A 20,861-nucleotide genomic window follows, 5' to 3' on the forward strand; every position below is an offset into this window, starting at 1 on the left:
GCCTGGCGTCGCACAACTCACGACTCGAGGAGCCGGAACAATCCGTGCTGTCCGACGGCGGCCAGCTCGGGGTGGTCGTCGGAGGACTCGAGCAGCACCATGCTGAAGTGGAGCGCCCACGCGTGCGCGCGGTCCCACAGCAGCGCGAGGTCCAGGTGGTGGGTGGCGTGGGCGTCGTAGGCCGCGCGCAGCGCCGCTCCGGCCTCGACGTCATACCCGTTCCACGCGATCGCGAGATCGCACGCCGGATCACCCGCGGTGATGTCACCCCAGTCGATGACGGCGGCGAGTGCCTCGCCGTCGAGCAGCACGTTCAGGGCGTGCACGTCACCATGGACCCACAGCGGCGGACCGGGCGGATCCGGCTCGGCGACCTCCGCCCGCCATCGCGTCAGCAGCCGCTCGGCGTCCGCGGGCGCGTGTCGCTGGACGCGCTCGGTCACCAGCGGTTCCCGGAACCTCAACGGCCCGCCACGCACCGGGTTCTCCGGCGCGTCCTCGGGTGCGGGGACGTGCAGAGCGGCGAGGAACCGACCGAGCTCGACGGCGGAGCGCCCCCGATCCTTCATCGGTACCTGCGCGAGCGGTCGCCCGGGCAGCCAGGGCAGCACCGACCACGACCAGGGGAAGCCCAGCGCGGGGCGACCGGTGCGCACGGGTGCCGGGATCGCCGTCGGCAGTCGCGGGGCGAGCGCCGGGAGCCAAGCCTGCTCGTGCTCCACGAGCACCGCTGCGAGCTGGCGCCGTGGCACGCGGACGAGCAGGTCGTCACCCAGTCGGAGCATGACGTTGTCCCAGCCGTTCGCGAGCACGGTGATCGGGAGGTCGGCGAGGTCGGGGTGCTGGTCGGCGAGCAGGTCACGCACCAGCTCGGGCGTGACCTCCACCTCCGCCACGGGCATGCGGGCCATGTCCACCACGGTAGCGGGGGGGGGGCGGCGCCTTCAGCTCACGGCCGCGGCACTGGCTGCGAGGTCCGCTGCCTGCAGCAGTGCCTGCACCATGCTCGCGGGCATCACGGTTCCCCGGCCGGCGATGTCGAAGGCGGTGCCGTGGTCCACCGAGGTGCGGATCACCGGGAGCCCCACGGTGACGTTGACGCCCTCCTCGATGCCGAGCACCTTCACCGGGCCGTGGCCCTGGTCGTGGTACATCGCCACGATCAGGTCGAACTCGTCCCGGCTGGAGAGGTAGAAGGCGGTGTCAGCGGGCAGCGGTCCACGCACGTCGAGGCCCTCGGCCTGCAGCCGGTCGATGGCGGGCTGGATCTTGGTGGCCTCCTCGCCGCGGCCGAACAGCCCGTTCTCGCCGGCGTGCGGGTTGATGGCGCACACGCCCACGCGCGGGCGCTCGATGCCGGCGCGCTGCAGCGCCTCGATGCCGCGGCGCACGGTGCGCTCGACCAGCGGAGCGTCGATGCGCTCGATCGCGTCGACGAGCCCGATGTGAGTGGTGACGTGGATGACCCGCAGCTGGGGCGTCGTCAGCATCATCGACACCTCCTCGGTGCCGGTCAGGTGCGCGAGCAGCTCGGTGTGGCCGGGGAACACGTGCCCGGCGGCGTGCAGCGCGGCCTTGTTGATCGGTGCGGTCGCGATCGCCGAGACCGCACCAGCGACGGCGTACCTCGCGGCCTCCTCGATGTACCGGTAGGCCGCGTGCCCGGCGAGCGGGCTGACCGCACCCCATGCGAGGTCGGCCGGCAGCTCGCCGACCTGCAGCACCTCGATCCGGTGCGGACCGGGCTGCGCCTGGTCGGGGGAGCTGATCTCGTGGACCTCGGCCTGCACCCCCATCAGCTCGATCGCACGGCGCATCCGACCGGTGTCACCGATCAGCACCGGCGTGCACGCGGCGAGCACCTGGGCATCGACCAGCGCAGCTGCGCACACCTCGGGGCCGACGCCCGCAGGGTCGCCCATCGTGACCGCGATCGGTGCGGCGGCGTTGGTCTGGGTCATCGGAGCTCCTGGTGAGAGGCGGGCGGGAGGGAGTCGAGCAGGTCGGCGAGAGCGTGCGTGCCGCCGTAGCTGCCGGGCTTGGTGAAGATGGTCAAGCCCGAGGGTGCACGCAGCCTGACGACGGCGCCGGGCCGGTCGGGCACGGCGGTCAGCGTCCGCACGCCCAGCCGATCCAGCACGAGTCGCGCGGTGTGGCCACCGGTGAGCAGGGTCGAGGTCGCCGCCGGGTCGCGGTCGGCGAGCACCGCAGCCGCCGCGTGCGCCAGCGCCGCGAGATCCTCAGCACCTCCGGCCGCCGATCGCGCGAGCACGACGTCCCGGCTGGTAGCCAGGGCGGCGTCGGCAGCAGCGATCGCCGCCGGGACACGGCCCGGGCTGACGTCGAGGGTGAGGACGTCCGCGCGCCGGCGCACGGCGTCCAGCTGTGCGCGTGCTGCGGGCTCGCTGCTCCCGACGACGGCGACGAGGCACGCGCGGTCCGTGCCCGGGCGGTTGCTGGCACCGGCAGCAGGCGCGGGCGGGAGGTGCCCGCCCTCGAGCAGGGCGGCCAGCAGCGCCGCCCCGCCCGCGAGGTCGAGGCCATGGTCGACGGCGATCCTCGCCAGGGCGTCGAGGTCTCGTTGGTCGGTGGCATCGGCTGCCAGGACCGCGGGCGCGGGACCGAACGGCACCAGCGTGTCTCGATCGACCACGCGGTGCCGGACGCCCGCCAGCAGGTCACCGAGACGGGTGCTGGCGCCATCGGGACCGGAGACCCGGTGGACGCCGCCGTTCGTGACCCGGCCCAAGGCAGGGTTGGCGGCGCTGAGAAGGGTCCGGCGACCGCCGTCGACCATCGCGGCGAGGTAGCCCGCGACCGGGCCGTGGAGCTGGGAGTCGAGCTTGACGAACACGCGCTCGCTCGGCGCGATCCGCGCGAGCCGCGCGGTGATCACGGTGTGCGCGTCCGCACGAGAGGAGTGGCGCAGATCGAGGTCGTGGACCACGATCGCGCCCGCCGGCCCGGGGGCGCCGTCGAGCGAGAGCACCACGGTGCGGCCGGTGCGGAGCGCGAGGAGGTCGGCGACCTCGGCGGCGCCGGTGAGATCGTCGGCCCAGACGTGCGCGGGAATCATGCCGGGTCGACCGTGACCACGCTGCGGCCGCCGGTCGCGAACGCGGAGGTGAAGGCAGGATCGGCCGCGCTGTCGGTGACCAGGGTCCACTCGCCGTCGAGACGCGCCCAGCTGTTGAAGGGTGCCCGGCCGAGCTTGGCGGAGTGGGCGAGCGCGTACACCTCGCGCGAGCGCCCGGCCAGCAGCTCCTTGAGCCTGGTCTGGTCGAGCTCGGCCTCGCAGATCGCGCCGTCGACAGCGACGCCGTCGGCGCCGAGGAAGATGCGGTCGAAGGTGAGCCGCTGCAGCGCCAGCTCGGTCAGCGGGCCGACGAACGCCTGGGACAGCGCACGCAGCCGGCCGCCGAGCGAGATCAGCTCGAGGTCGCCTCGTGCCTGCAGCGTGGTGATGGCCGGGATGCTCGCGGTCACCACCGTGAGGTCGAGGTCCTCGGGAAGGCGGCGCGCGAGCAGCGCGGTGGTCGAGCCGGCGTCGAGAAGGATCGTCTCGCCCGGCTCGATCTGGGCCGCGGCCCAGCCGGCGATGGCGGACTTCGCCGCGTAGCCCTCCCGCTCACGCTCGCGCAGCGAGCTCTCCAGGTGCGCGTGCGGAGCGATCGCGCCGCCGTAGGTGCGAGCGAGGCGGCCCGCCGTGCTCAGCTGGGCGAGGTCCCGGCGGATCGTCGAGGGCGTGACACCGAGCTGTGCGGCGAGCTCGTCGACGCTCGCGAGCCCGGTGTCGGAGGCCAGCCTCACGATCTGCTCGCGCCGCACGTCGGTCTTCCGGGCCATGGCGCCAGTGTCGCACAGAACGCGCATTCTCCTGGTAGGTTATTGCGCGTTCTGCGCGGCCTGCGTAGCGATGACGACACCGTCGGAGGATGCTCATGGACGAGGCGGCGCTCGGGACGATGCCCTTCGGCGACACGGTCGACGAGGCGGGCGCGAGCGAGATCGTGAGCACCGCCGTCGAGCTCGGTGTGACGGAGCTCGACACGGCCGTGACCTACGCGCAGGGCCGGACCGAGGAGATCCTCGGGCGCATCGTGGCGCGACTCCCCGAGCGCGTGCGCGTCTCCTCCAAGGTCGGGATGCAGCAGCCGGTCGCGGGCGGGCCGCTCTCCCGCACGGAGATCGTCCGGTGCGCGCAGGTCAGCGTCGAGAAGCTCGGGCGGCGGCTCGACACCCTCTACCTGCACAAGCCCGACCGTGACACGCCGTTGGCGGAGACCGTGGCGGGAGTGGGCGAGGTGATCGCCGCCGGTCTCGCGAGCCGGTTCGGCACCTCGAACCACGCCAGCTGGCAGATCGCCGAGCTCGCTGCGGAGTGCCGCGCGCAGGGGGTGGCCGCACCGGCTCGGGCGCAGCAGCTCTACAACCCCATCGCGCGCACGCTCGAGATCGACTTCCTGCCGTTCGCGAAGGAGCGAGACGTCGAGGTCGTGGTCTACAACCCGCTGGCCGGCGGGCTGCTCTCGGGCCGCTACCGCTCCGGGTCCACGCCCCAGGGCGGCCGGTTCGCCGACTCGCTCCTCGCGGAGATGTACCGCGGGCGGTACTGGACCGAGGAGTTCCTCGCGGTCGTCGACCAGCTCACCGAGCTCGCGGCAGCGGCGGGCATGCCGCTCGCCGAGCTGGCGCTGCGGTGGACCTGCTCGCACCCGCAGGTCGCCCAGGTGGTCGTCGGCGCCTCGACGCCCGAGCAGGTGCGCAGCAACCTGGCCGCGCTCGCACGCGGTCCGCTGCCCGAGGACCTGCAGGCCGAGGTGCGCCGGCGCACCCAGGGTGTCCAGGACGCCGCGCCCTCCTACGCCCGATGACCTCGAAGGGTCGAGCATGATCATCGACGACGCACTCACCGGCCCTCATCGCGGGTTGCGCACGCGACCCGGCAGCCTGCTGCTGGGGCCCACCGGGCGTCGGCTGTGGGCCGAGGTGCTCGACGACGTCCCCGGCTTCCGCGGCAGCATCGACTACGTCCACAAGATCAACGTGCCGCTGCTGTTCACGGTCGCGCCCGACCGGCCGGCCGCACCCGAGCGCAGCGAGGGGACCTGGCGCCCGTCGCACCTGCGCAGCCGGCAGCGGTTCGGCGGCGGGGTGCTGCTCGAGGAGGCTCGGTTCGTCACGTGGACCGACGAGGCCGTCAGCATCCAGACGTGGCACAACGAGGGCACGGAGCCCGTGACGGTGCGCGCGACGTTCGACCGGCAGTGGTGCCGTCTCGATGCCGACGGCCGGGTGCGCGGCGAACGCGAGATCACCGAGTACGACTTCTCGATCCAGCTCTCCATCACGACCTCCGACCCGGCCATCTGGGCGGGCGTCGAGGTCGCACCGGGCGAGCGGTACGAGGTGCGGCTGGTGGCCGCGATGCGGCACACCTCTGGTGACCCAGCGGATCCGGTGATCGACCAGACCAGCGACTGGGATGCCGTCGACCCGGGACTGCTGCAGCGGCAGATCGCCGAGTACCAGGGCTGGTTCGACGAGGTCCCCGAGCTGCGGACCGGGTCGACGATGCTCGACCGGGCCTGGGCCTATCGCTGGTACATCCTGCGCTCCTGCCTGACCGAGCCGCAGCTGGGATACCTGCAGGGGCTGACGGCGACCGAGGGTCGCTCGCACAAGCACACCAAGGAGCCCTGGACCGTCGTCGGGCACGAGTTCAGCATGCTGGTGCCGTTGTCGTCGCCGTTCCACGTGGTCGACCTGCGTTGGCACGGCAACCCCGCGATCGGGTCCGCGGTGATGACCGCTGCGGCGGCGACGCAGACCGAGGACGGTCAGCTGTGCGCCACGAAGATCCGGCACCGGTCGAAGGGGTATGCGAACTACTACGGGTTCGCGATCGCCCAGTTCGCGAAGGTGCACGGGCGGGACTCGCTGCCCGAGGCCGCGGTGGAGACCGCCGTCAGGCAAGCCCTGCGTGAGCACCGCGTGGGCCTGCGCGCCGGTACGGACGAGCTCCCCGTCGAGTCGGACCACAAGCGCACCGGCAAGGAGTACCAGCCGAGCTACTGGTACTGGCACGACTACCCCACCGATGCCAAGGACCCGGCGACCTTCACGCCGCTCAAGCGCGTGGACCGCGCCATCTACACGTATCAGAACGCACGCGCGGCGGCCTCGCTGATCGGCGACGACCCGCGGGCGGCCGAGCTGACCGCGATCGCGGACACCGTGCGCGAGGCCGTGCTCGCCAAGCAGTGGGACGCCGAGACCGGGTTCTTCTACGACCTGCACCACGAGACCGACGAGCAGGCACGGGTGCGCAACGTGGTCGGCTTCTACCCGTGGTGGGCGGGCATCACCGACGAGCAGCACCTGACCGGGCTGCGTGCGGCGATCGGGCCTGAGCTGTTCGGGACCTCGCTGCGCTACCCCTCGGTGGCGCAGGACTGTGCCGCGTTCCGGCCGCAGGGCGGCTGGATGGGGAACTTCATCAAGGGTCGCAACGGCTGCATGTGGAACGGACCGGCCTGGCCCTACACGACGGGGCTCGCCCTCGACGCGATCGGGACGGCTGCGCTGCGCCACGATGACGAGGACCTCGCAGCCGAGTTCTCGGCCGGGCTCTGGTCCTACCTCCGGTCCCACTTCCGCGACGGCGACCCGGCGGTCCCGTACCTGGTGGAGCACTACGACCCGCTGACCGGCGAGCCGATCAGCGACGAACCCGACTACAACCACTCCTCGCTGATCGACCTGCTGGTCCGCTACGTGGTGGGGCTGCAGCCCGGTCCGGACGAGCTGCGGATCCGGCCGCTCGAGGTGGGCGTGGACGACATCGCGATGCGGGGGGTGCGCATCGGCGCGCACGTGCTCGACGTCGAGATCACGGGCGCTCGCGGCGCCCGCCGGGTGGAGCTGAGCTGCCACGGCGCCGCCGTGCACGCCGGTCCGCTCGGTCCGGACGGGGTCACCGTGGCCTGGGACCCCCAGGTCTGCGACCACCGGCGAGCGGCGCGCTGACTACCGGCTCGCAGCAGCCCGCGCCTTGGCCAGCCGGCGCTCGGCCTTCTCGACCGCAGCCTTCGCCGCGATGTCCATCGCCTCGGCGTCGGCGTAGCTGTCCTGCGCGGCCTGCAGGTCGTCGTTGAGCGGCTCGAGCTTGTCCTCGAGCGCCTCGACCTGGCGCAGCAGCTCGTCGAGCTCCGCGCGGACCTGCAGCACCTGCGCCTGCAGCGTGCGGACCTTGTCCTTGCGGGCCCGCATCGTCTTGCCGGTCCGGACGGCGACGGCCTCGGAGCCGGTCAGCTCCGCCTTGGCGTCGGCCACCTCCTTGGCCGCCTTCGCCTTCGCGGAGGCGCGCCGGGCGGAGAGATCGGTGGGGGCGTCCGGTCGGTCCTGGGTGACCTGCACCCGGCCGCTGAGCACCGACAGCGGGAGGGCCAGTGACTCCGACAGGTCGACGACGTCGAGACCGGTCGCCTCGATCGGGGCGAGCAGCACGCCGCTGCGTACTGCCTCGCCGGCGTAGTCCGAGGTCATGGCGGCCGTCAGGGTGTTCTGCACCTGCTCGATCACGGAGGCCGAGACCTTCTGCCCCATCTCTGCGGCAAGAGCTGCGCCCTCCTTGGCGACGGCAGCGGTGAGCGTGCGGCGCTGCTTGGTGAGGGTCCGCATCATGGCGGCGTCCATGGCGTCCTGCGCCTCGCCGATCTCGTCACCCAGCGCGACGAGCTCCCCGATCCGCTCCGGCAGCTGCCGCACCATCAGGTTGACCACCCAGGCGGCCATGCTCGGCTTCCGCAGCGCGGCGACGGCCTTCGCCAGGTCGGGGTCACCTTCAGCCTTGGCACGCTTCGCGCGGGCGTTCCGCGCCTCCGTGAACTCGGCCGGCGACACCCCGTACAGATCACGCGCGATCCCTGCCAAGCCGCGCCCCGCCGTCGTCATGCTCCGACGCTATGCCACTCAGCCCGCGGAGTCGTTGATCAGACCGTCGTCCGCGAAGTCGAGCACGACCTTGCGCACGAGGATCGCGTTGATCACCAGCGCGACGCCGAACACGAACGCGGTGACGCCGATCAGCCAGATCAGGGTCACCGCCCCGTAGCCGGGGTTGATGAGCAGGGCGAGACCGAACAGCAGCGCAGCGATGCCGGCCACGAGCGCCCACAGCCAGCCCTGCGCCTTGAACCGGCGCAGCTCGAACGCCCCCCAGATCCGGATGGCTCCGATCACGAGCGCCCAGAACGCCACGAGCAAGGTCAGCGCGATCACGGTCGTGCTCGGGAACCGGAGCGCGAGCAGGCCGACGGCGATGCCCGCGATGCCCTGGAACAGCATCCAGCCCCAGCCCTCCTCACGGTTCCGGAGCCCGCCCCAGACGGCGAGCACGCCGTCGAGGATCGAGTAGACGCCGAAGAACACGAGGATGGTCAGCAGCGTCGCGTCCCGGAAGAACATGGCGACGATGCCGAAGGCGATCGCCAGGATTCCCTGCACGAGGACGAGCCACCACACGGTGGTGGCCAGCGTGCGCGCCTCGACCGGGGCGGGTGTCGTGGTCATGGGAGCTCCCGTCGGTCCGGACCCGAGACCTGGAACCTACACCCGGCCGGTCTACTGGTTGCTGAAGGCGGCGTCGAAACTGGCCTCGGGGAGGTTCCAGAGCAGCGAGCGGATGTACCCGACCGCCTCGGCGGCTCCGTGCAGGCGGTCCATGCCGGCGTCCTCCCACTCGACCGAGATCGGGCCGTCGTAGCCGATCGAGGCCAGCGCGCGGAACGCGTCCTCCCACGGGATGTCGCCGTGGCCGGTGGACACGAAGTCCCAGCCGCGGCGCGGGTCGCCCCAGGGCAGGTGCGAGCCGAGGATGCCCGAGCGGCCGGAGGCGGGGCGGATCCGGGTGTCCTTGCAGTCCACGTGGTAGATCCGGTCGGCGAAGTCGGTGATGAAGGCGACCGAGTCGACGCCCTGCCACGCCATGTGCGAGGGGTCCCAGTTGAAGCCGAAGGCCGGGCGGTGGTCGATCGCCTCGAGGGTGCGCACGCTGGTCCAGTGGTCGTAGGCGATCTCGCTCGGGTGCACCTCGTGCGCGAACCGCACGCCCTGCTCGTCGAACACGTCGAGGATCGGGTTCCAGCGGTCGGCGAAGTCCTGGTAGCCCTCGTCGATGACCGAGGCCGGGACCGGCGGGAACATCGCCACGTACGGCCAGATCTTCGAGCCCGTGAACCCCACGACCGTGTCGATGCCGAGCTTGCGCGCCACCCGCGCAGCCCGCTTCATGTCCTCGGCCGCGCGCTGCCGCACGCCCTCGGGGTCGCCGTCGCCCCACACGTAGTCGCGCAGGATCGCCTGGTGGCGGAAGTCGATCGGGTCGTCGCACACGGCCTGGCCACCGAGGTGGTGGCTGATCGCCCAGGCCTTGAGGTTGTAGCGGTCGAGGATCTCGAGGCGCTCGGCGACGTAGGAGTCGTCCTCGTCGGCGCGCTTGAGGTCGAGGTGGTCACCCGACGCGGCGATCTCGAGGCCGTCGTAGCCCCACTCCGACGCGCGCCGCGCGAGCTCCTCGAACGGCATGTCGGCCCACTGGCCGGTGAACAGGGTGACGGGCAGTCGGGACTCACTCACGAACGCTCTCCTCTGAACGGGGTCGGGATGTCCACCCAACCATCTGTCTGCGCCGCGCGCAGCACGGCATCGGTGACGACGGCGGCCCGCAGACCGTCCGCGAAGGTGGGGAGGCCGTCGATCTCCTGGCCGCGCGCGGCGGCGTAGGAGTCGGCCACGAACGAGGCGAAGGCCTCGGGATAACCCTGCGGGTGACCGCCGGGGGCGACCGAGTAGCGGTTCGCCGCGTCGCTGTTCTGGTCGGCATCGCGCGGCAGCAGCTCGCTGCCTCGACGGCGCCCGATCCAGAGGGTCTCGGGGTGCTCCTGGTCGAACGCGAGCGACTGCGCCGATCCGGCGATCTCCAGGTGGAGCCGGTTCTTGCGACCCGGGGCCACCTGGCTGACCAGGAGGGTGCCGATGGCACCGCTCGCCGTCTCGACGACGATCGCTGCCGCGTCCTCGTTCGTCACCTGCTCGTGGTGAGCCCGGTCGGTGACGAACGTGCGGGTGCGGCCGGCGATCCGGGTGATGCGGTCGTTCGTGACGAACTCGACCAGGTCCACGAGGTGGGACCCGATGTCGGCGAACGCCCGCGAGGCACCCCCGAGATCGGTGTCGACGCGCCAGTTGTCGTCCTCGGAGGTGAGCAGCCAGTCCTGCAGGTAGCTCGCGGCCACCGTGAGGAGCCGGCCGGTCTCGCCGCGCGCCACCCGCTCCCGGGCCTCGCGCACGAGCGGGTGGAAGCGGTACACGAACGGCACGGTCGCGGTCACGTTCGCCGCCGCGGCCTGCTCGGTGAGCGCGGTCGCGGCCGCCACCGTGGTGGCGAGCGGCTTCTCGCAGACGACGTCGCGGCCCGAGGCGATCACGGCCGAGGCCTGCTCGGCGTGCAGCGCGTTCGGGGTGCACACGTGCACCACGTCGATCGTGCGGTCGGCCAGCAGCTCCTCGAGCGAGCCGTAGCCTCGCTCGAAGCCCAGCCGCTGGGCCGCGCGCGCCGAGCTCTCGGGTGAGGACGCGGTCACGCCGGCCAGCCGCGCCCCAGCCAGCAGCGCCGACCGGGAGTGCATCTGCGCCATGAAGCCGCCGCCGATGACGCCGACGCCGACTCCTGCGCCCGGCAGCGCGGTCATCGGCTGGCCCCCGTGGTGCTGAGATCGCACACCGCCGGTGACATCGCACAGCGGCATGTGCGATCTCGCCGTGGACGTGCGATCTCACCGCACGGGGTGGTCTGACGGACGGTCATCGGCGGCGCGGCGCTCACGAGAGCGTCGTCTCCGCCGGGTCCCAGTCCACCTCGAGCGGTGGCGGCACGTCGACCGTGCTGGTCACGTCCACCGGCTCGCGCCCCTCGCCGGCCTCGATGATCGACTGCATCACGTCGAGCACGTGGAACGCGAGCTCGCCAGAGGCTCGTTCGGGCACGCCCGCACGGATCGCGCGGACCATCTCGACGACGCCGGTGCCGCGGCCCGCGGCCGAGCCCTCGGAGGGGCGGGTCTCGAGGTCGGACTTCGCCCGGGTGAGCGTGAGGTCGCCTGAGAAGGTGTTCGGGTCCGGAACGGTCAGGGTCGCGTCGGTCCCGGTGATCTCGAACTGGGTGCGCCCCAGGGGCGAGTCGAACGAGAAGGTGCTCTGGGCGCTCTGCCCGCTCTCGAACTCCAGCAGTGCCGCCACGTGGGTGGGCACGTTCACCGGGAAGGTCTGGCCGGCCAGCGGCCCGGACCCGATCACGCGCTCGACGCGCGACTTCGAGGTGACAGCCTGCGCACGGGTGACCGGCCCGAAGAACTGGACCAGCGCCGTCAGGTAGTACGGGCCGATGTCGAACAGCGGCCCCGCGCCGATGTCGAAGAGGAACGCCGGGTTGGGGTGCCACGACTCGGGCCCGGGCGACTGCATCAGCGTCAGCGCGCCGTGCGCCTCCCCGATGCCACCCTCGGCGATGAGGCGCAGCGAGGACTGGATGCCGGCACCGAGGAAGGTGTCGGGAGCGGTGGCCACCCGCAGTCCTGCCGACTGCGCCTCGGCGAGCAGCGCGCGGCCGCTCTCACGCTCGAGCGCGAACGGCTTCTCGCTCCACACGTGCTTGCCCGCCGCGAGGATCTGCTGCGCGACCTGCACGTGCACGGCCGGCACGGTGAGGTTGACGACCACCTCGATCTCGTCGTCGGCCAGCAGCTCGGCGACCGTCCCGGAGCGCGGCACGCCGTAGGCCTCCGCCTGCGCGGCAGCGCGGTCGACATCGAGGTCGGCGACGAACCGGACCTCGACGTCACCGAACGTGGTGAGGTTCTTCAGGTACTGGGTGCTGATGTTTCCCGCACCGATGATGCCGACGCCCGCGCGTCCGGTCCGGGTCATGCCCGGATCCCGGAGAGGAAGGCGAAGCTGTCGGCGATCGCGTGGAAGCGGTCGTCGCGGCTGTCGTCGAGCTCGACCACGTGCAGCGCGCGCGGGGTGGCGCTGAGGATCTCGGCGATCGGCTGGCTGCCCGACCCGACAGCGACCTGGTCGAGGTTCTCCTTGGTGCCCGGGCCGTCCTTCACGTGGACCGCGATCACCCGGTCGCCGAGGCGCTGCAGCAGCGCGACCGGCTCCTCGCCGCCCACGGCCGCCCAGTAGGCGTCGACCTCGAGGCCGACCTCCGGGTTCAGCTGCTCGGCGAGGATCTCCAGGCCGGAGCGACCCTCGGCACCCTCGGGCCGGCTCTCGAGCTCGAACGCATGGTTGTGGTAGCCGACCGTGATGCCGTGCTTGGCGGCCACGGTGGCGGCGGCGTTGAGGCGCGCGGCCGTGTCGGCGATCTGGTCGGTGGTGGCCCAGTTCTCGGCGGGGTAGTGCGGGTCGATGACTCGCTCCATGCCGAGCGCGGCGCCCGCGGCGAAGATCTCGTCCTGCTCCGCCTCGCTGGCGGTGAGGAAGCCCTGATGGGTGGTGGGGGCGCGCAGGCCGCTGGCCCTCAGCGCCTCCCCCAGGTCCGGGAAGCGGGTGAAGGCGTACGGCTCCACGAGCTCGTAGCCGATCTCGGCGATCCGCTGCAGGGTTCCGGTCAGGTCCTCGGCGGCCGCTTCGCGCACGGTGTACAGCTGGACCGAGAGGGGTGAGGTGGGCACACGTGCTCCTTCGTCATGTGGGCACGACGAGCGCGCCCGCGGGTGTCGACCTCAACGCTCACACAGTTTTGCGGACGGGTCAATCAGAAGTCCAAGGATTGATCAGCAGTAGTGCGCTGTGCTGTACTCATAACTATGACGCCGCCAACGCCTGCCGGTCGTGCTGCCGGTCCGGGTCCGGGCGGCCCGCTCGAGCTGATGCTCGACGGCGTTCCCCGTACTCGGGCGGAGATCGCGCACCTCACGGGGTTGTCGCGCTCCACGGTGTCCGCCCGGGTCGACGAGCTCCTGCGCGCCGGTGTGCTGGCCCCGGCCGGGGCTGCCGCGTCCTCGGGCGGCCGGCCTCCCGCCCGGGTGGCCTTCAACCCGGTGGCGAGGGTCGTCGTCGGGATCGATCTTGGCGCGACGCACGGCACGGTCGCGGTCTGCGATCTCGCCGGGGGAGTGCTGAGTGCCGAGACGATCGACCTCGACATCGCGGATGGTCCCCAGCCCGTGCTGACGGCCGTGCTCGGCACGGCGGGATCCCTGCTCGACGGCGTCGGACGCCCCTGGGCGGATGTGGCCGCGCTGGGCCTGGGCTTGCCCGGGCCGGTCGAGCACGTGACCGGCCGGCCGGTGAACCCGCCGATCATGCCGGGCTGGGATCGTGTGGACGTTCCCGCGCTGGTGCAGGCCGAGCTGGGGCTTCCCGACCTGACCGTGCTGGTGGACAACGACGTCAACGTGCTCGCGCTCGGCGAGCACGCCACCTGGTGGGCCGAGGCCGACGACCTGTTCTACGTGAAGGTCTCCACCGGGATCGGGGCGGGGATCGTCATGGGCGGGACACTGCAGCGCGGCGCGCGTGGCTCCGCGGGCGACCTCGGGCACGTGCGGGTGCCGTGGGCAGCGGACAGCCCGAGACCGCCCGAGGACGAGCGCGAGCTCGAGGACATCGCCAGCGGCCCGGCGATCGCTGCCCGGCTGCGCGAGGCGGGCGTGGATGCACGCACGAGCGCCGACGTCGTGGCGTTCGTGCGTGCCGGTGATCGCACCGCGATCGAGCTGGTCCGCCAGGCCGGGCGCGAGGTGGGCGCGGTGCTGGCGACCGTCGTCAACGTGCTCGGACCCTCCGTCGTCGTGATCGGCGGGACCATCGGGCGAGCGGGAGAGGACCTGCTCGCCGGTGTCCGCGAGGTCGTGTACCGACACTCGTTGCCGCTCGCCACCGAGCGCCTTCAGATCGTCCCCGCCCGTGGGGACAGCAACGCCGGCGCACTCGGCGCCGCGATCATGGCCGCCCGCCACGCGCTCGCCCCCGAGGCGATCGCTTCCTGGCTCGCTCGAGAGGACTGATTGATGACTGCTTCTCCCCCTGACCGCCCGTTGCGGGTCGGTGTCATCGGGCTCGGCTGGGCGGGCCGGTCGCACCTGGCGCGGTACGTCACGAGACCGGATGTCGAGGTGGTCGGCCTCGCGGGCATGGAGACAGCGCTGCGCGAGGAGCTGGCCGCCGAGCACGGGGTGCCGGTCGCGGTGGACAGGTGGGAGGACCTGCTGCAGCAGGCGGAGCTGGACGCCGTGAGCGTGGCGGTGCCGACGTTCCTGCACGCACCGGCCACCATCGCCGCGCTGGACGCCGGGCTGCACGTGCTCTCCGAGAAGCCGATGGCGCGCACCTCGGCCGAGGCCGACGCGATGGTGGCGGCCGCCCGGCGCAACAACCGGGTGCTCGAGGTGGCCTTCAACCACCGCTACCGCGGCGACATCACCGCGATGCGCGAGCAGGTCTCGGCCGGCGCGGTCGGGCGCGTGTACCACGCGAAGGCCGAGTGGTGGCGGCGGTCCGGCATCCCGTCGTTGGGCAGCTGGTTCACCAACAAGGAGATGGGGGGCGGCGGTCCGCTGATCGATCTCGGCGTGCACATGCTGGACGCCACGTTGCACATGCTGGGTGAGCCGAAGGTGCTCACGGTCTCCGGTGTCACGCACGCCGAGCTCGGGCCGCGCGGGCTGGGTGGCGGGCCCGACGAGAAGCAGGCCGCCGGTTCCGCCTTCGAGGTCGAGGACCTCGGTGTGATGCTGCTGCGGCTCGAGGGCGGCGGCTCGGTCACGCTGGAGGCGAGCTGGGCCACGCACCGGCCGAGCGGTGACGACATGGCGATCACCCTCTACGGCACCGACGGTGGCATCGAGCTGCGCACCATCGACTACGCGCCGGCCGTGGTGACCCTGTTCGCGACGGCGCCCGACGGGTCCGAGGACGTCGTGCTGCCGGTGCCGGAGAGCCTGGGGCACACCGCCGTCGTCGACAAGTTCCTGGCGGTGATCGGTGATCCGAGCTCGTGGGCCGAGCACGACGGCACGATCGGCGCGACCCGCACCCGCATCCTCGAGGCGGCGTACCTGTCCGCCGAGCGGGGTGCAGAAGTGACCATGAGCGAGCTGACGGAGAAGGTGGAGGTGGCCCGATGATCCGGGTGCTGGTCTGGAACGAGGGGTGGCACGAGCAGCGGGACGCCGTCGTGCAGGAGATCTACCCCGGGGGGATCCACGGCGCGATCGCCGAGGGTCTGACCGAGCTGCTGGGCGACGAGGTCACGGTGAGCACCGCGACGCTGGCCGACCCCGAGCACGGGCTCTCCGAGGCCGTGCTCGCCGAGACCGACGTGCTGCTGTGGTGGGGCCACATGGCGCACGACGACGTGGCCGACGAGGTCGTCGAGCGTGTGCATCGGCACGTGCTGGGCGGCATGGGGCTGCTCGTGCTCCACTCGGCGCACTTCTCGAAGATCTTCATCACGCTGATGGGGACCACGTGCTCGCTCGCCTGGCGCAACGCACAGGACCGCGAGATCGTGTGGACCATCGACCCGACCCACCCGATCGCCGAGGGCGTCGAGCAGCCGTTCGTCATCGAGCAGCAGGAGATGTACGGCGAGTTCTTCGACGTGCCGCCGCCCGAGGAGCTGGTGTTCGCGTCCTGGTTCTCCGGTGGCGAGATCTTCCGCTCCGGGATGACCTACCGCCGCGGGCAGGGCAAGGTCTTCTACTTCTCGCCCGGCGACCAGGAGTACCCGGTGTACTTCCACCCGCAGATCCGCAAGGTGATCGCCAACGCAGTGCGGTGGGCGGCCCGTGACACCAAGCGCCAGCAGCCCGAGGTTCGCAACTCGCCCCGCACGCTCGCCTGAGGTCGCTGCCGCAGTATCGGGGTCTCTGCCAGACCACGTAGACATTCCGATACTGCGGCAGAACATGCCCTTGACGTTATATAACGATCATGGCATGCTTTCGGCATGGCCGTGACGTTCGAGGCGCTCGCTCATCCCGTTCGGCAGGACATCCTCGCCGAGCTCCGGGCGCGACCGCGCACGGTCAACGAGCTCGTCGACAGCCTGCGCATCAGTCAGCCGTTGGCCTCGAAGCACCTGAGGGTGCTGCGGGACGCCGGCTTCGTCGTCGCGGTCCCGGAGGCCCAGAAGCGCCGGTACGCCCTGCGTCCCGAGGCGTTCGCGGAGGTCGCGCAGTGGCTGGAGCCCTACCGCTGGATGTGGGAGGACCGGCTCGACCTGCTCGGTGCCCAGCTGGACGAGATGAAGGAAGAGGACGAGCCATGAGCAACCCGGAGATCATCGACGGCGCGCGAACCGCTATCCGGATCCGACGCCGTTACCCCCATCCCATCGACAGGGTGTGGCGCGCGCTGACGGAGGCTGACAGTCTGCGCACCTGGTTCCCCACGGAGGTCTCGATCACGGCTGAGGTGGGCGCCGTGGTGAGCTACGGCTCCGCCGGAGAAGGGCGGGTCGAGGTGGCCGACGCGCCCACGAGGCTCGCGTTCACCTGGGGGGATGACCTGCTCGACTTCGAGCTCGTCGCTGACGGCGACGCCACCGAGCTCGTCCTCACCCACCACTTCGATGACCGCGCTGGAGCGGCAAGCTTCGCGACGGGCTGGGAGCAGTGCTTGGCCGCGGTCGCGGACGTGCTGGCCGATAGGCGGCCGGCCGAGGTCGCGGATCGCGGCGAGGCGCGGCACGAGGAGCTCGTCACGCACTTCGCGCTCGACCGGCCGGTGATCGACCGGACCGAGACCGGGTGGCGGGTGCTCTTCGAGCGGCAGCTGATCTGCGAGGCTGGCGTGGCATGGGACCTGTTCTTCGGCGGCTCGCCAGCCCCCGCCGTGGGCGAGGAGTTCCGGCCCTTCGCAGCGCCCGCCGCCGTGCTCGGGACGGTGACGGAGTGTGAGCCGCCGGCGCAGTTCTCGTTCACCACGGCCGCGACCGAGCCGGGCGACGTCGTCCGACTCACCCTGGGACAGGGCACCGGCCACGGCGCGCGTCTGATACTCGAGGTCACGGGGACGGACGAGGCGGAGATCGAGGCGGCCGTCGACCAGTGGGGCGCCGGCGCGATCGGTCACGTCGTTCGCGAGGCCGCACGGCTCGGCGCTGTGAGTTGACGGTCGGCAAACGGACGCCAGCTCCGAAGCGGCGGCGCTGATACACCGGTCTACAGTTGTATAGGCCCTAACGTAGATTGGACTAGCGATCGCGATCGACCGTCGGCGTGGGTGGCGTCAGCCGGTGTCGATGAAGTTGTAGGTGACGTCGTACTCGTCGGGTGTCAGTGGGTGGTTGGTCGGGGTGCCGGCGTCTTTGGGTCCGCGGGTATTTCCGGCGCTGGGCGGGACTGAGGCTGCCGGGTTGGAGGCTCCCGGATCAACGGCCGCGGGATAGGTGTTGCTCGATCCGGTGCTCGGTTTGGTCTCGGAGGCGCGCGAGCCCTCTCGGCCTTCGGCCGCTGGGTCTGCGGTCGGTGCGTGTCCGTCGCCCGTGGGTGTGGCGCCGGCTTCGCGACCGCTTCCGAGTGCGAGCACCGTGGAACCGCTGTCCAGTGACGTGGAGAGAGTGCCGTCCGGAAAGGCGATGGAGCCGACGTCCGGGGGCATGGTGACGATGCGGTTCTGGGGCGCGGTGAAGATGCCGTTCAGTGGCGTGGTGGTGCCATTGGTGACGAGCCACAGGGCACCGGCTGGGGAGGTCCAGATCCAGATCCCGGGGGCGGGACTGACGACCCGCCAGCCGCCCTTGTCCTTGACGCGGTGGTGCTTGCGACAGGGTCGATGGGTGTTGGCGGTGGCGGTCGGGCCGCCGGTGGCGTAGCTGCGTCGGTGGTCGACGTCGCTGACGCGTGCGCGTCTGGTGCAATAGGGGAAGGTGCAGTAGCCGGCGTTCAGGAGTGCGAGTTGTTCCTTCAGCTTCGGCGGTGCCACGTACCCGGTGTAGGTCAGCGGTTCGGCCAGGTCCAGCACCGGCCGGATGGCCACGTTGGAGTGCCCCACGATCTGACGTGCCTGCTCCTTGCTCAGCGCACCGGCCTTCTCCTCGCACCACGTCTCCGACGCCCGATCCAGGTGGACGTACAGCACCGTGGACCGCATCCGCCTCAGCTTCTCCAACACGCCTGCAGGTAGGCCCGCGATTCCCGCTGCGGCGGGCGTCTCGGCAGGGACAGGGGAGGGGACGGGAGCCGCGGGGACGTCCGAGTCGACCAGCTCGTCGGGTGCGGCACCGACGTCGTTGCCTGCGCTGGGCTGCTGAGTCTGCATCTCGGACAGGGCGCTCAACAGGTCGGGATCGGCCAGCAGGCCCAGAGCCACGGCACGCAGGATCTTCTTCGGGCGCTCGTCGCCGACCTGGGCCAACCAGCCCGCGATCTCATCCAGCAGGGCATCCAACCGGGCCGCATCGGCGGCCGCGAGATCCGTGGCTCCGCCGGCCTGGTGCACGACCTCCACGTACAACGACGCCGCCACCTTCGCCTCGGCCTGCGCCACCGTCTCGGGGCCACGCACGGTCAGCACCGCCTGGTCGACCATGTCCTTGAGCCTGCCCATCGGCACCAGCGCTGCCACCGGCATCGGACCCCGCCCGGAGTCACGCAGGCGCATCAACCGCGCCTGCACCAGCACGCACTCGGCCACCGACAGCTCCCGGGTGCGACGCGCGATCATCCGTGCACGCACGAACGGCAGCACCCCGGCGCGCACGCACTGCGCGACCTCCCGCAACCGGAACGTCAGATCCAGCACGTCAGCGCACAACCCCGTGGCGGCGGCCTGCGACAGCCCCAGCGCCCCGGCTACCTCGCAGACCGTGAACTCGGCCACCTCCGGGGTCCCCACCCCACCCAGCCGCAGCAACAGCTCCTCACCGGGCAGCACCACCGGCGGCGCCACGTAGCCCTGCCGGGCCTCGGCCAGGTACTGCGCCAGATGATCGAGCCGAGCACCCTCCATGCGCGTCACCTCACGATCAGCGGCCACGGCAGCGCGCAGCGCCCCGTCACCGACCAGACCTAGAGGTAGAACATCCATACGAGAACTCAACTACGCACCACCGACATCCGTCACTGCGGTGAGATCGTGCAGGACCGCGAGCGGCTCTCTGTCGATCCATTTGTCGAGTTCCGTCAGCCCAATCCGTCACCCTGGTGTCAGCGCACGCTGACAGACACCACGAACCGGATGGAGAACTCTGATGGCCAACTACCTGCTCCTCATCACGACCGACACGACCGTCCCCGCGAGCGAGGCGGACCGCGAGCAGGCACCCGACGTCGAGAAGTGGTGGCAGGGCGTCGTCGACGCCGGCAAGTACGTCACCGGCGACCCCTTGCAGCCGGCCTCGCAGGCAGCCACCGTCCGCGTGCGTGCAGGCAAGGTCGAGCGCACGGAGGGCCCGTTCTCCGAGGTGAGCGAGGTCATCGTCGGCCTGGACATCATCGAGGCGGACTCGATGGACGACGCCGTCGCGATCGCAGCCGGACACCCGATGGCCTGGGCGAACGCCGTCGAGGTCCGCGAGTTCGTGCAGATGCCCGGCTGAACCTCAGGCGGCCGCTGCGGCGGCCGCCTTCTCAGCTGGCGCGGGAGCCTCGACCGGGCGGGTCCGGCGCGCGCGGGCCCAGAAGAAGAGGGTCGCGGCCGTGCCGCACGCGCTCACGGTCACCACGCCGGTCCACCCACCCTGCTGCTCGACCAGCACCCCGAGCACCACGGGCCCGACGAGCGCCGCGAGATCCCCGAAGGTCCGATACATCCCGACGGCGCTGCCCTGCCGACCGACGGGCGCGATGTCGGCGAGGTAGGCGACCTGCGCGGGTGCAGCCACGCTGGTGAACAGCCCGACGACCAGGGACACGATGATGAACGTGCTGAGCGTCGTCGCGAACGAGTAGCCCAGGAACGCCAACGAGCTGATCAGCATCGCGGGCACGATCACGGCCTTGCGCCCATACCGGTCGGTGAACCACCCGGCGAGCCCGATCAGCGCGATGTTGAGGCCGGCGATGACGCCCAGCACGAGGCCGAGCTGTGCCTCGGTCATCTCGGCCTGCTCGTAGGCGAGAACCGGTACCAGGAACTGCTGGCCACCGAAACGAGCGAAGAACACCGCGAAGCCGACCACGCAGATCGCCACCATGCTGCGGTCGCGCAGCAGCCACTGCCGCGCGACGACGGCGGGTGCGTCGGCGGTGATCATCGGGGTGTGCCGCGCTGGGCTTCTCAGCCAGCCCACCCCTGCGACGGCGAACACCGCAGCCGCGGCCCCCGAGACCAGGAAGGCGGCGGCGGGTCCGCTCCAGGCGGACACGAAGCCGCCCACGGCCGGTCCGAGGGCACCACCGGCCAGCTGGAAAGCGTGCAGCGTCCCGAGCGCCCGACCACGACTGGAGGGTGCGGTGGTCGAGGTGATGAAGGTGTTGCCGACCGTCACGGCGAAGCCGCCACCGATCCCTGTCAGCACCCGCAGCACGAACAGCTGCTGCAGGTCGTTCACGAAACCGCTGAGCGCCATGCACACCACGACGGCGACCACCGAGGCGAGCAGCAGCCACTTCTGGTTCACCCGCTCGGCCAACCGCCCCGCAGGAATGTTGGCGAACAACCGACCCAGCCCGAACAGCGCGATCAGCAGCCCCAGGTCGGTGACGCTGGCGTCGAGGTTCTCCGCCAGCACGGGCATCACCGGGATCACCACGCCCCACGACATCTGGGTGGCAGCCACCAGCCCGGCGACGATCACCAGGTTCGCGCTGATCACGCGTGTTCTGGGCATGGTTCTCCTCACG

Annotated in this window: 20 protein-coding genes; 8 read left to right on the top strand and 12 right to left on the bottom strand. The window is 71.5% G+C overall.

Annotated features, from left to right (window positions below):
• Window positions 1-17 precede the first annotated feature (17 nt).
• From GPA03_RS13960 to GPA03_RS13975, 4 genes are read right to left on the bottom strand one after another with little or no spacing between them, the layout of a single operon-like run.
• Window positions 18-911 carry an aminoglycoside phosphotransferase family protein gene (locus GPA03_RS13960; protein WP_206673571.1) on the bottom strand — a complete coding sequence of 298 codons (894 nt, stop codon included), beginning with the start codon at window positions 909-911 and terminating at the stop codon, window positions 18-20.
• A 33-nt stretch (window positions 912-944) separates the two neighbouring features.
• Entirely contained in the window at window positions 945-1,961 is a 1,017-nt protein-coding gene (gene pdxA, locus GPA03_RS13965) for a 4-hydroxythreonine-4-phosphate dehydrogenase PdxA (protein ID WP_156252653.1), read from the bottom strand.
• Window positions 1,958-3,076 carry a four-carbon acid sugar kinase family protein gene (locus tag GPA03_RS13970; RefSeq protein ID WP_156252654.1) on the bottom strand — a complete coding sequence of 373 codons (1,119 nt, stop codon included), beginning with the start codon at window positions 3,074-3,076 and terminating at the stop codon, window positions 1,958-1,960. Before GPA03_RS13970 ends, pdxA begins: the two co-directional genes overlap by 4 nt.
• Window positions 3,073-3,846 carry a DeoR/GlpR family DNA-binding transcription regulator gene (locus GPA03_RS13975; RefSeq protein WP_156252655.1) on the bottom strand — a complete coding sequence of 258 codons (774 nt, stop codon included), beginning with the start codon at window positions 3,844-3,846 and terminating at the stop codon, window positions 3,073-3,075. The genes GPA03_RS13970 and GPA03_RS13975 overlap by 4 nt, the downstream gene beginning before the upstream one ends.
• 89 nt (window positions 3,847-3,935) lie before the next feature.
• Between GPA03_RS13975 and GPA03_RS13980 the strand changes: the two genes are divergently transcribed.
• A complete protein-coding gene (locus GPA03_RS13980; protein WP_156252656.1) occupies window positions 3,936-4,874 on the top strand; it encodes an aldo/keto reductase in 939 nt (312 codons plus the stop codon).
• A gap of 16 nt (window positions 4,875-4,890) precedes the next feature.
• Entirely contained in the window at window positions 4,891-7,029 is a 2,139-nt protein-coding gene (locus GPA03_RS13985) for an MGH1-like glycoside hydrolase domain-containing protein (protein ID WP_156252657.1), read from the top strand.
• On the opposite strand, the gene GPA03_RS13990 is transcribed toward GPA03_RS13985, so the two are convergent.
• From GPA03_RS13990 to GPA03_RS14015, 6 genes are all read right to left on the bottom strand, one after another.
• The gene (locus GPA03_RS13990) at window positions 7,030-7,956 is read right to left on the bottom strand and encodes a guided entry of tail-anchored proteins factor 1 (protein ID WP_156252658.1); all 927 of its coding nucleotides are present in this window, start codon (window positions 7,954-7,956) and stop codon (window positions 7,030-7,032) included. It lies immediately after the preceding gene.
• 18 nt (window positions 7,957-7,974) lie between these two features.
• On the bottom strand, window positions 7,975-8,574 hold the full coding sequence (locus GPA03_RS13995; protein ID WP_156252659.1) for an HdeD family acid-resistance protein: 600 nt from the start codon (window positions 8,572-8,574) through the stop codon (window positions 7,975-7,977).
• Between the two features lie 51 nt (window positions 8,575-8,625).
• Window positions 8,626-9,588 carry a sugar phosphate isomerase/epimerase family protein gene (locus GPA03_RS14000; protein WP_156252914.1) on the bottom strand — a complete coding sequence of 321 codons (963 nt, stop codon included), beginning with the start codon at window positions 9,586-9,588 and terminating at the stop codon, window positions 8,626-8,628.
• Between the two features lie 47 nt (window positions 9,589-9,635).
• Window positions 9,636-10,754 carry a Gfo/Idh/MocA family protein gene (locus GPA03_RS14005; RefSeq protein WP_194239526.1) on the bottom strand — a complete coding sequence of 373 codons (1,119 nt, stop codon included), beginning with the start codon at window positions 10,752-10,754 and terminating at the stop codon, window positions 9,636-9,638.
• 130 nt (window positions 10,755-10,884) lie between these two features.
• Complete coding sequence (locus GPA03_RS14010; protein ID WP_156252661.1) at window positions 10,885-11,988, bottom strand: Gfo/Idh/MocA family protein; 1,104 nt, start codon at window positions 11,986-11,988, stop codon at window positions 10,885-10,887.
• On the bottom strand, window positions 11,985-12,740 hold the full coding sequence (locus tag GPA03_RS14015) for a sugar phosphate isomerase/epimerase family protein (protein ID WP_156252662.1): 756 nt from the start codon (window positions 12,738-12,740) through the stop codon (window positions 11,985-11,987). The genes GPA03_RS14010 and GPA03_RS14015 overlap by 4 nt, the downstream gene beginning before the upstream one ends.
• 135 nt (window positions 12,741-12,875) lie before the next feature.
• Here GPA03_RS14015 and GPA03_RS14020 point away from each other — a divergent pair, with 135 nt between their 5' ends.
• The 5 genes from GPA03_RS14020 to GPA03_RS14040 all read left to right on the top strand — a co-directional run bounded on the left by GPA03_RS14020 (window position 12,876) and on the right by GPA03_RS14040 (window position 17,187).
• Complete coding sequence (locus GPA03_RS14020) at window positions 12,876-14,078, top strand: ROK family transcriptional regulator (RefSeq protein WP_156252663.1); 1,203 nt, start codon at window positions 12,876-12,878, stop codon at window positions 14,076-14,078.
• A gap of 3 nt (window positions 14,079-14,081) precedes the next feature.
• On the top strand, window positions 14,082-15,197 hold the full coding sequence (locus GPA03_RS14025; RefSeq protein ID WP_170296895.1) for a Gfo/Idh/MocA family protein: 1,116 nt from the start codon (window positions 14,082-14,084) through the stop codon (window positions 15,195-15,197).
• Window positions 15,194-15,916 (top strand): ThuA domain-containing protein, encoded by a 723-nt coding sequence (locus tag GPA03_RS14030; RefSeq protein ID WP_156252665.1) that lies wholly within the window; start codon window positions 15,194-15,196, stop codon window positions 15,914-15,916. The genes GPA03_RS14025 and GPA03_RS14030 overlap by 4 nt, the downstream gene beginning before the upstream one ends.
• A gap of 105 nt (window positions 15,917-16,021) precedes the next feature.
• Window positions 16,022-16,342, top strand: coding sequence for an ArsR/SmtB family transcription factor (locus tag GPA03_RS14035; RefSeq protein WP_156252666.1), 321 nt, complete (start codon window positions 16,022-16,024; stop codon window positions 16,340-16,342).
• On the top strand, window positions 16,339-17,187 hold the full coding sequence (locus tag GPA03_RS14040; RefSeq protein ID WP_156252667.1) for an SRPBCC domain-containing protein: 849 nt from the start codon (window positions 16,339-16,341) through the stop codon (window positions 17,185-17,187). Before GPA03_RS14035 ends, GPA03_RS14040 begins: the two co-directional genes overlap by 4 nt.
• Before the next feature lie 117 nt (window positions 17,188-17,304).
• On the opposite strand, the gene GPA03_RS14045 is transcribed toward GPA03_RS14040, so the two are convergent.
• Window positions 17,305-19,104: a 13E12 repeat family protein gene (locus GPA03_RS14045; protein WP_156252668.1), complete on the bottom strand. Its 1,800-nt coding sequence runs from the start codon at window positions 19,102-19,104 to the stop codon at window positions 17,305-17,307.
• A gap of 163 nt (window positions 19,105-19,267) precedes the next feature.
• On the opposite strand from GPA03_RS14045, the gene GPA03_RS14050 reads away from it, so the two are divergent.
• Window positions 19,268-19,615 (top strand): YciI family protein, encoded by a 348-nt coding sequence (locus GPA03_RS14050; protein ID WP_156252669.1) that lies wholly within the window; start codon window positions 19,268-19,270, stop codon window positions 19,613-19,615.
• 3 nt (window positions 19,616-19,618) lie between these two features.
• Here GPA03_RS14050 and GPA03_RS14055 read toward each other — a convergent pair whose 3' ends face one another.
• Window positions 19,619-20,848 carry an MFS transporter gene (locus GPA03_RS14055; protein ID WP_156252670.1) on the bottom strand — a complete coding sequence of 410 codons (1,230 nt, stop codon included), beginning with the start codon at window positions 20,846-20,848 and terminating at the stop codon, window positions 19,619-19,621.
• Between the last annotated feature and the right edge of the window lie 13 nt (window positions 20,849-20,861).

Origin of the sequence: Pseudactinotalea terrae, from assembly GCF_009733845.1 — a bacterium.
GTDB classification, from domain to species: domain Bacteria; phylum Actinomycetota; class Actinomycetes; order Actinomycetales; family Beutenbergiaceae; genus Pseudactinotalea; species Pseudactinotalea terrae.